This is a genomic window from Mycolicibacterium xanthum (assembly GCF_019710635.1).
Taxonomy (GTDB): Bacteria; Actinomycetota; Actinomycetes; order Mycobacteriales; family Mycobacteriaceae; genus Mycobacterium; species Mycobacterium xanthum.
In genome coordinates, this window is the sequence record NZ_JAIFZS010000049.1 from 1 (window position 1) to 9,742 (window position 9,742).

At 66.3% G+C, this 9,742-nt stretch carries 5 protein-coding genes and 2 pseudogenes; 3 read left to right on the forward strand and 4 right to left on the reverse strand.

Annotated elements, in window-relative coordinates; genetic code table 11:
• Positions 1-371: pseudogene (locus JDV09_RS19055) on the forward strand (transposase); the annotation flags it as partial.
• A gap of 854 nt (positions 372-1,225) precedes the next feature.
• On the opposite strand, the gene JDV09_RS19060 reads toward JDV09_RS19055, so the two are convergent.
• Together JDV09_RS19060 and JDV09_RS19065 are read right to left on the reverse strand one after the other, a co-directional pair.
• Positions 1,226-3,313 (reverse strand): PhoX family protein, encoded by a 2,088-nt coding sequence (locus tag JDV09_RS19060; RefSeq protein ID WP_221370709.1) that lies wholly within the window; start codon positions 3,311-3,313, stop codon positions 1,226-1,228.
• A gap of 482 nt (positions 3,314-3,795) precedes the next feature.
• A complete protein-coding gene (locus JDV09_RS19065; protein ID WP_221370710.1) occupies positions 3,796-5,049 on the reverse strand; it encodes an MFS transporter in 1,254 nt (417 codons plus the stop codon).
• A gap of 107 nt (positions 5,050-5,156) precedes the next feature.
• On the opposite strand from JDV09_RS19065, the gene JDV09_RS19070 reads away from it, so the two are divergent.
• Entirely contained in the window at positions 5,157-6,173 is a 1,017-nt protein-coding gene (locus JDV09_RS19070) for an alpha/beta fold hydrolase (protein ID WP_221370711.1), read from the forward strand.
• 155 nt (positions 6,174-6,328) lie between these two features.
• On the forward strand, positions 6,329-7,759 hold the full coding sequence (locus JDV09_RS19075) for a WS/DGAT/MGAT family O-acyltransferase (protein ID WP_221370712.1): 1,431 nt from the start codon (positions 6,329-6,331) through the stop codon (positions 7,757-7,759).
• 412 nt (positions 7,760-8,171) lie between these two features.
• Here JDV09_RS19075 and JDV09_RS19080 read toward each other — a convergent pair whose 3' ends face one another.
• Both JDV09_RS19080 and JDV09_RS19085 read right to left on the reverse strand, forming a co-directional pair.
• Positions 8,172-9,071 carry an SAM-dependent methyltransferase gene (locus tag JDV09_RS19080; protein WP_221370713.1) on the reverse strand — a complete coding sequence of 300 codons (900 nt, stop codon included), beginning with the start codon at positions 9,069-9,071 and terminating at the stop codon, positions 8,172-8,174.
• Between the two features lie 455 nt (positions 9,072-9,526).
• Positions 9,527-9,742 (reverse strand): annotated as a pseudogene (locus JDV09_RS19085) (HNH endonuclease signature motif containing protein); the annotation flags it as partial.

Below are 9,742 nucleotides of genomic sequence, written 5' to 3' on the forward strand. Positions count from 1 at the left end.
ACGGCAAAGCCGAGTTCCTCGACGTCCTCAAGACCGTCGCCCGCGCCTACCCACGCCGGCGCCTGCACGTCGTCTGCGACAACTACCACACCCACAAACACGCCGACATCAGCACGTGGCTGGACAAGAACCTCAGGATCACACTGCATTTCACCCCAACATCAGGATCCTGGCTCGACCTGGTCGAGGTGTCTTCTCGATCATCACCGCGAAGCCATTCGGCGCGGCTCCTTCGACAGCTTCAAAGAACTCCTCGCGGCCGTCGGTGCCTTCATCGACGGCTGGAACCAGCGCTGCCACCATTCGTGTGGACCAAGACCGCAGATGAAATCCTGCCCCATACCCGTAAACGAGATTCAGACGCCGGACACTGGAGGTGGCAACTTCTACCCGATACGGGCCAGTCCAGCATGAGAGAACGCTCACGTCCATCTCGCGCAGCGGTCACGTTGGGCCGGAAATCTGGGTATTGACCGCGAAATACGCGGGGAAACAGGTGAATGGAAGGATTGATCATGGCGGAAATGCTGATCTACTTGGTGCAAATCGCGGGGCTGGTGTGAAAGCTGAAGCTCGACGAAAAGGTGGCGCGGCGGACCGGCCAGCACAGCGTCCGCCGCGCCACCCCAGCCCGCAAGCAGCGGGCCGCCCAGTCGTGGGGTTTCCCACCTGCCGGTGCGGGTGCGCGACGGTGCCCGGATGCAACCCCGTGTCGACGGGTGAATTTTGACCCCTTCGCCTTGTCGGCAAGCGTTTTGGAGTGACCCGCGCGAGTTCTATGAGCAGACGTGCTTGCACTACCCCCACAACTGTCCGCATGAGACCACCACGGTCATCAAACGCGGGACGGTTCAAGTGCCAGCGTCGGGGATCTTTCAAATCCATCTAAAGTGCTGAGACAGAAGGACGTAGAGCAACCAAGTGGGGTTTGCCGGTTCCTGTTGGTCAACGATAATCGTTCGTATATGCCGAGAGTACGAGGCGTTTGACGTTTGACGTTTGACGTTGCCGATTGTCGCTCTTGAGAACTCCAGTCGCTCCGTTGAGGTGCTGGCGGTCACCGTCGGCGCGGCCGTTGTCACGATGTCGGTGGGAGCCTCCTGGTTCGGTAGGGTTCGTCAGCGCGAAAGGCTCTGTGAAGCATCGTGATCCGATCTTCGCGGCAAGGTGATCCCGGTTGCGCGGGGTCGATGCACGCGATGGTGGCGACCGACGCGGGGTCGGGTCAGACGCCGATTCGGCCGTTCGGGTTCCACACCGCGACCACCGAGGGCCGCGCCGGCGCATCGCCGCCGTCGGGCCAATGTGACAGCGGGTTGTCCAGGCTGTGTTCGTCGCCTTCGCCGGGGTGCTGCACGCACACGGTCACCAGGTCGTCGGTCACCACGGGTCCACAGGTCTCCCCGGCGATCGGCACGGTGAGGAACTGTTTGGTCTCGCCGCGGTTGGGGCCTTCCAGCACGACCGCGAACAGTCCGTCGTTGGCGTTCAGCGCGTTACCGTCGGTGGCGATCCAGAGGTTGCCGAAGCTGTCGAAGGCCAGGTTGTCCGGGCAGGAGATGGGGCTGACCTGGCTCTTGTCGAAACCTCCGTAGTAGGAGTCGGCGGCCTCCGGATCACCGCACACCAGCAGCAGATTCCAGGTGAAGTCGGTGCCGGCGTGGTTGTCGATGAGCTCGAGGACCTGACCGTTCTTGTTCTCCACCCGGGGGTTGGACTCGTCGACGGCGAGCTCCTGGTCGGTTCCGCGGAGGCTGTTCTTGGTCAGGGCCACGTACACTTTGCCGGTCTTGGGGCTGGCCTCGAAATCTTCGGGGCGGTCCATCTTGGTCGCACCGACCTTGTCGCCGGCGATTCGGGTGTAGACCGCGACCTCGGCGGCGCTCATGCCGGGGACCATCGATTCCCCGGCCCCGTCGGGCAGTGCCCGTAACAGTGGGATCCAGGTGCCGGTGCCGCTGAACGATCCGCTGCTGGGCAACGTGCCGGAGCCGTTGATCTCTTCCGGTGGCGCGTTGCCGCTCAGTTTGGCGACGTAGAGCGTGCCCTCGTCGAGGATGGTCATGTTGTGGGCCAGCGCGGCCGGATCACGGCCGGGCTGGATCTTCTTGCTGGACAGGAACTTGTACATGTACTCGAAGGTTTCGTCGTCGCCGCTGTAGGCCACCACGGTCCCGTCGTCGGTGACCCAGATGTTGGCACCCTCGTGCTGAGACCGGCCCAGCGCGGTGTGCTTGACCGGGGTGGACGACGGGTCGTAGGGGTCCAGCTCGACGATGTAACCGAACCGGTTGGTCTCGTTGAGCTCGTCGCGCAGATTGAAGCGGGCCTCGAACCGTTCCCATTGGCGCCGGCTCGGCCCCTCTTCCATGCCGTAGCGCTTCAACCGGTCCAGGGTGACCGGGTCGATCGAGGCCTGCTGGCCCTTGGGCACCCCGAAGTACCTGTTGAAGTTCTCCTCACCGGACAGGATCGTGCCCCACGGGGTCACCCCGCCGGAGCAGTTGTGTAAGGTGCCGAGCACCTCTCGTCCGGTCGGGTCGTCTTTCGTCTTGGTCAACGGGCTTCCGGCGGCGGGTCCGGCCAGGACGAACGGCGAGTCGGCGGTGAGCCTGCGGTTGTAGCGCCCGATCAACGGGTTCAGCCCGCCGTCCGAGCCGGGTTCGACCTCGAGCACGGACAATCCGTGCGCGGCCTTGCAGACCTCGAACTGACCGCGGGTATAACTCTCCGGGTCAAAGCCCGGGAACATGAACAGTTCGTCGGTGTACTCGTGGCTGATCACGAACAGCGAGTGTCCCGGCACCTCGTCGAGCGGCATCAGGGCCGCGAAGTCGTTGTTGAATCCGAACTGCAGCGCCTGGGCGGCGCCCGTTTGGGCGTTGACATCCCACTCGGGCGCTTCGGGCAGCACCGGGTCACCCCAGCGGATCACCACCGCCTGGCGGTAGCCCTCCGGAATCACCACCGCGTCTTCGGTATTGGGGGCCACCGCGGCGAAGTTCAGGCCCGGTGAGGGTGGCGCGGCATCCGGGCCTTGCGCCGGCGCGCCGGTCGGTGTCGCGGATTGCCCGTCGCCGCGCGAACACGCCGCCACCGCCGACGCGGCGCTGACCGACAAGACCATGATCGCGCCGGCGCGCAGCACCGTTCGCCGCGACACCGCTTTGGCGATGTCGCCGAAGTACTCGTTGTCGCTGGTGTTGCTCGGTGGCCGCGAGCAGGCCTCGCCGCATCGGTACTGACTGGTGACGCGCCGTCTTCCGGATTCGCCGGAATGCTGACAGATCGAGTTCAAGGGAATGAGCGCCACGACAGGTTCCGTCCTCCCCGCTGGACTGACCAGCTTGTTTGCCGGCCGGGACGAATCTTACGGAAGGTCGATCCGGCACGATCCGAAACGAGGCGATCGGTGGACCGGGCTCGATCGGGCTCTGTTACAGTCGCCCGTTTCGGCACACACGCGGTACCGCGTCGGCACACACGCGGTACCGCGTCGGTGCACCCGCGGCGTGTCGGTCTCGCTGTGGGGGTAGGCGTTGTTCCTGCCCCTGTCGCGAAGGCTGTAGTCCACGAAGCGGTTGACTAACCATGGGTCGCTCAAGACCTTCAGCACCTTCAACGTTGGGCAATTCTGCTTCCCGCAGGAACACCGACCACGCCTTTCATCGCGCTGGTAGTAGCTCGCGATTGGGTCAGGCGCCGCCAACGCTCGCATCGACGTGACCGGCCGGAGGCGGGGCTGCGGTGGCTGATCTTCGACCGGACTGACCGGCCTGCACGCCGGCAGACCGGTCAGGCTGGCGCCAGGAGGACTCGTGCGCATGGCATCGGGTTGGGGTTGTGGGACTTGAGGTGTCGCAGCACGACGGTGCCGGCGAGCAGGGCGCCGACCGACCCGGTGGCAACTGCGGTGCGGGTGCCGGCGAAGTCCGCGATCCAGCCGATGAGGGGCGCCCCGATGGGCACTGCACCGAGGAGCACCATCGCGGACAGTGCCATGACCCGACCACGCATCGCGGGCGCGCAGCGCTGCTGCAGCAGTGTGGTCGCGGCGGTGACGAAGAGCAATGCGGCGGCGCCGGTGGCGAAGCCGGCGATCACCGCCAGCACCAGGTTCGGCGAGATCGCCAGTAGGCCGTTGGCCAACGCGAAGGCGATGATTGCGTGGGCGAGGAACCGTAGGTCGATCTCGCGGCGACGGGCCACCGACAGGGCTCCGAGCACCGACCCGGCGCTGATCGCGGCGTAGAGCAGCGTGTATGTTCCGGCGCCGCCGCTGAACGTGTGGTGCGCCAGCATCGGAATGAGCACCTGGTGGTTGAACCCGAAGGTGGCGACGACGCCGGTCAGCAGCAGTGCGATCCGAAGTTCCGGCACGCTCCAGGCGTACCGCAGGCCCGCCCGCACCGCCCCGGCTTCCCGGGACGCCACGGTGATGTGTAGTGCCCCGCGATGTACCGGCAGCAGGACAGCCAGCGCGATCAGATAGCTGACGGCATTGGCGATGAAGCACCAGCCGATGCCCGTCCAGGCGATCAGGGCGCCGGCGAACAGGGGTCCCAGCACCCGGCCGATGGCGGCGATCACGCTGGTGAGGCTGACCGCATGCGGAATCCGTTCCTCGTCAACGAGTTCGGCGACGAACGCGCGCCGGACCGGGGTTTCGACGGCGTGGATGACGCCGTACACCAGGGTGAGCCAGTACACCGCCGCCACCGTGGTGGCTCCGGTGAGTACCAGCACGCCCAGGGCGACGGCCTGGCCGACCACCAGGATCTGGGATGCGATGAGCAGGCGATGTTTGTCCACACGGTCGGCCAGGGTGCCTGTCCAGGGCCCCAGCACCAGCAGCGGCCCGAAGGTGGCGACCGCGACCCAGCCGAGAGTGGCGGCGCTGCTGGTCAGTTCGGCGGCCAGCCACGCCAGCGCCACGAACTGCAGCCAGGTGCCCGACTGCGACGCGACCTGGCTGGTGAGGAAGAGCCCGAAGTTGCGCCGCTGCGGGCCGGGCATCGCGTGCAGATGATCCGTGGGCGCCGTGGTCATACTACGAAGCTTGCGGGCTGTCGATGGTGGGGCGATGAGCGATAGATGACAGCTCTTTAATGAATCGGACCCGGTTGCTCTCATCCACGCTGGCGACCCTGGCTGTCATGGAAAGTGAACGCAGTCGGGTGAACAACCCGCCCCGGCACCGGCACACCGACGTGAGCGTGATGACCGGCGATGGCGTCCGACTCGCCGTGCGCGACTACGGCACCCGGGTGGCGCGCCACACCGTCGTGCTGCTTCACGGGCTGTGCGTCAGCGATGAGGTGTGGTCGCTCCAGCTCGACCACCTGCTGGGCCGCGACGACGGCGACATCCGCGTCATCACCTACGACCACCGGGGCCACGGCAGATCCGACCGTGCAGCGGCCGAGAGTTACCGCATCGAGCGACTGGCCGGCGACCTGGCCGACATCCTGGAGGCGCTCGAGGTCGTCGGCCCGACGACCCTGGTCGGCCATTCGATGGGCGGGATGGTGGCGCTGGCCTACCTCGCTCGCTCCGAATCCGATCGACCCGTCGATCCGCACGGCCTCGTTCTGGTCACCACCGCGGCTGGCAAGCTCGCGGAACGAGGTCTGGGACGACTGTTGGCTACCCCGGGTGCCGGGGCGCTGCTCGGGCTCATCAACCATATCCCTAAGCAGGCCCTCGAGGCCCTCGTCGGGCCGGTGTGCTCGACGCTGGGCAAGATCTTTCCGGCGCAGCGCGTCATGCTGGCGAAAGTCGCTGAGGCGGCGGCCACCACACCGGTACCGACGGCGGCCGGATTCGTGCCCGCGCTGCGTGAGTTCGACCAGCATCCGAGCCTGCCTGACATCGGCGCGAACACCGTCGTCGTCAGCGGTGGTGCCGACCCGCTCACGCCGGAAACGCATGCGCGGGAACTGGCCGACGCGATCCCCGGCGCTGTGCACGTGCACCTTCCCGGCGCCGGCCACATGCTGCCCAGTGAGGCGCCGGACACCGTCAACGACGCCATCCGACGCGCGATGCTGCCCGACGGCGCCGCGCGCTCCCGACACCGCGGCAGCGCCGCCGGTTCGGGCCCGAGGACCGGCATCTGTGTTGAAAGTGTCACTACCAGAGCAGGATTCACACCAGCGAGAATGGGAGCGTGAGCAATGCGATATGCCGCTACTGACGCCGGCAGCGTCGACCCGACCGTGGGGGAAATCTGCATCCCCCAGGCCGATCGTGAACTGATCACTCAGATACTGCGGTCCACGAAATCGGCGGAGGTCGACTGGGCCATATTGGGAAGTAAGGGATTTCGATGCGACAACTGAGCGGTCTGGATGCAACCTATTTGGCCCTGGACTCGGCCACGGTGGCCACCCACCTGGGCTGCGTGTGTGTGATCGACCCGCCGGCCGGCGGTCCGGCACTGAGCCTGCAGAAGCTCACCGAACTCGTAGCGTCCAAGCTCCCTCTGCTTCCGCCGTTTCGGCGGCGGCTGGCCGAGGTGCCGTTCGGCTTGGATCAGCCGTACTGGGTCGAGGACCCAGACTTCGACATCGAGTTCCACGTCGGCGAGTTGACCTTGCCCGCACCGGGAAACGACCGCCAATTGGCCGCTGCGGTCGCCGGCTTACACGAGCGGCCGCTGGACCGTACCCGCCCGTTGTGGCAGATCCACCTGATACACGGTTTCGCCTCCGGCCAGCAGGCCGTCTACATGAAGGTTCACCATGCCGCGATCGACGGTGTAGCGGGCAGCAATCTGCTTGTTGCGCTGTTGGACCTGGCGCCGCAGCCCGACGAGGCACCGGTCGTGGACCCGTGGCGCCCGGACACCGAGCCCGGCGCGCTGTGGCTCTTGGCCCACAGTGTGGGCTCGGCGGCCCGGCAACCACGTCGTCTTGCGCGGCTTTCCGCGGACGTGCTGGGGCTGCTGCCTGGCCTGGTCGGCGGCCCGGCGTGTCGGCGGTTCTTGGCGCCGCCTACGCCGTTCAACAAGATGCTCGGGCCGCGTCGGCGGTGGGCCTTCGGGAGTGTGCCGATCAGCCGGGTGGAGCAGGTCAAGAACTGCGCCGGGGTCACCGTCAATGACGTGGTTTTGGCGTTGTGCGCTGGGGCGCTGCGCAGGTGGCTCAGTGATCACCACGCGCTTCCCGCCGGCCCGCTGCTGGCCGGGGTGCCGGTGTCCACCCGCACCGACGAGCACACGGCGACCGAGGGCAACCAGTTGTCCAAAGTCGTCGCGCCGCTACCGACGCATCTGTGCACCCCCGCCGAGCGACTCCGCGCCGCGCACGAAGCCATGGGGGCAGCCAAGGAGCAGTTCCATGCCATGCCCACTGACGTGCTCACCGATATCGCGGAATGCACAATGCCCGCCGTCGCCACGCGGATCAGCCGGCTGGCGAGTCGCGTGCGGCTGCTCGAGCGTGTTCGGCCGTTGAATCTGTTCGTCTCCAACGTGCCGGGACCGCCGGTGGAGATGTACATCGGCGGTGCGCGCCTGGACGCGGTCTATCCGTTGTCGACGATCGCAGACGGACAGGGGCTCAACATCACTGTGGTGGGCTCGTTCGACAAGTTGACCATCGGAATACTGGCCGATCCCGAGCAGGTGCCCGATGTGGAGGCAATCATCGACGCGATGGTCGACGAGCTCGACCTATTGCACGCCGCGGTCGGATCCCGCGCGCTCGGGCCGGCAGATGCAGCGCAGGCCGAGCCGGCTCTAGCCGTATCCTGCTAGAGGTTCCCGGTGCGCGATCACGGCTCAGGTAGGCCGTGGCAATCCAAGGGTGTTCTTCACGCAAGCGGTGTCATTCGCCGCGCAGGAATATCCTCCTGTTTGCTGACCTTGAGTTTGCCACCAGCTATACCGACACCGGCCCGGTATGCAGTGGGTGCGCAGGAGAACCCATCCAGACTTTCACCGGTCAACAGACTCAACGCCATGACCTGCATGCGCCGTGAACAACCTTCGGCGTTCCGGCACGTCGTTTCGCGTACTCTTGCGTCGTTCGCGTGGTCGATTTCCGTTTTTCCACTGGTCAACCCGATTTCTGTTCCGAGTTCGATTCCCCTTAGCTTCAATCTTTTTGGACACATGGGCGTCGACGGCCCGCACGAGCCGTTGCAGCTTCTCGTCCGCTCAGGTTCAGCTAGTGGGTACGGGCCGCGGTCACCATCGTCACCGTCCCGATCATCGGACTCGCCTCCGGATCGGCCGGGTCGATCGGTCGGCCCACCGCGCTCAGGTACTCGATCAGCGACGTGGCATTCGCGGTCCAACCGCGCGCGGCGAACCACTCGTCGGCGGGTGCGCAGCGCTCGTTGTAGATGAGCTGAAACAGCGGTACTGCGGCATCGCCCGCGGCGATCTCATCCCGCAGGCGGGCGGCGAAGTATTCGTCGTCGAACGGGACGGCGTCCTCGATCGCGGCGTGACTGCCCTGCGCGGCCAAGCTGTCGATTCCGTCCAGGAGCGCCTCCTGGGCAGTAGCGGGCAGGTACATCATGAGGCCCTCGGCGAGCCAGGCCGACGCGCGGCCGGGATCGAAGCCGTGGCTCTGCAGTGCCGAAGGCCAGTCGCGGCGCAGATCCACGGCGACCTCGCGGCGATCGGCGGTCGGGGTGGCACCGTGGCGGTTCAACACGTCGCGTTTGAACGCCAGTACCGGCTCGCGGTCCAGCTCGTAGACCACGGTGGTGTCGGGCCAACTTAACCGGTATGCGCGCGAGTCAAGGCCGGCCGCGACAATGACCACCTGGCGCACACCCGCGTCTGCTGCGGCCGCGAAGTAGTCATCGAAGAACCGGGTCCGTGCTCCTTGAAAGCTGGCGCAGTAGTCGCCGAATCGGGTCGCGAGCAGGTTCTCGGGATCCGTGCCGTCGAGGACGGCTGACCAGGTGCCACCGACCGCCCGGCAGAAGAGTTCGGCGTATGGGTCGACGGCCAGCGGGGCGGGTTTGTGTGCCTCCAATGCCCTTGCCGCAGCAACGAAGAGCGCCGTCCAGCCGACGCTGGTGGTGATGTCCCAACTGTCGTCCCCGGTGCGCACGGGGGTGACGCTACCAATCAATCGTCTGATCGAGGTCCATCCGGCGGAGGCGGCCGGAACCGAGTCATGGGTTACACGTGAGTCGCGTCATCGTGACAGATTCCCGGGCCTTCGGCCGGGGCTGTTGTTGTGGTTGCGGTCAGTAGTTCGGCCGGGTCGATCGACGTCGAACACCCGTCCATTGTCGAACGGCATTGTTGACTCGCTACTGATGTCGACCGCCGCAAGGATCCATACCGCGAGCGGGACGGCGGACACCGAAACGCTGTAAGTAGGACTCACCCGTTGGGAGCGAAGAGGTCCCGGCGTCAGATGGCCACAAGATCAGATGGCATCAAGATCAGATGGCCTCGAGACGAGCCGGTAATTCCCACCCGGTTGGATGTTTCAGCGTTGCGCTGCTGGGTTCGAATGCCGCGGCCCTCAGGCGGGGTGGTCATCGGGCGGGGTGGCTGTCAGGCGGCTTGGTCGTCGGGTGGTGCGGGTCCGCCGGGTTGGCCGGGTTCGTCGGTGGGCGTGGGTGGCGACGCGTCGGTGTGGCCGCGCCGGTCGCCGTCCTGGCTGGGCTGGTCTGATTCGGGCGGTGTGGTGTCGGTGTGGCCGGGGGGTGGCGGGTCGTCGGGTGGGCGGAGGAGCCGTTCGGGTCGGTGGTAGGAGTTGAGCCGGGTCTG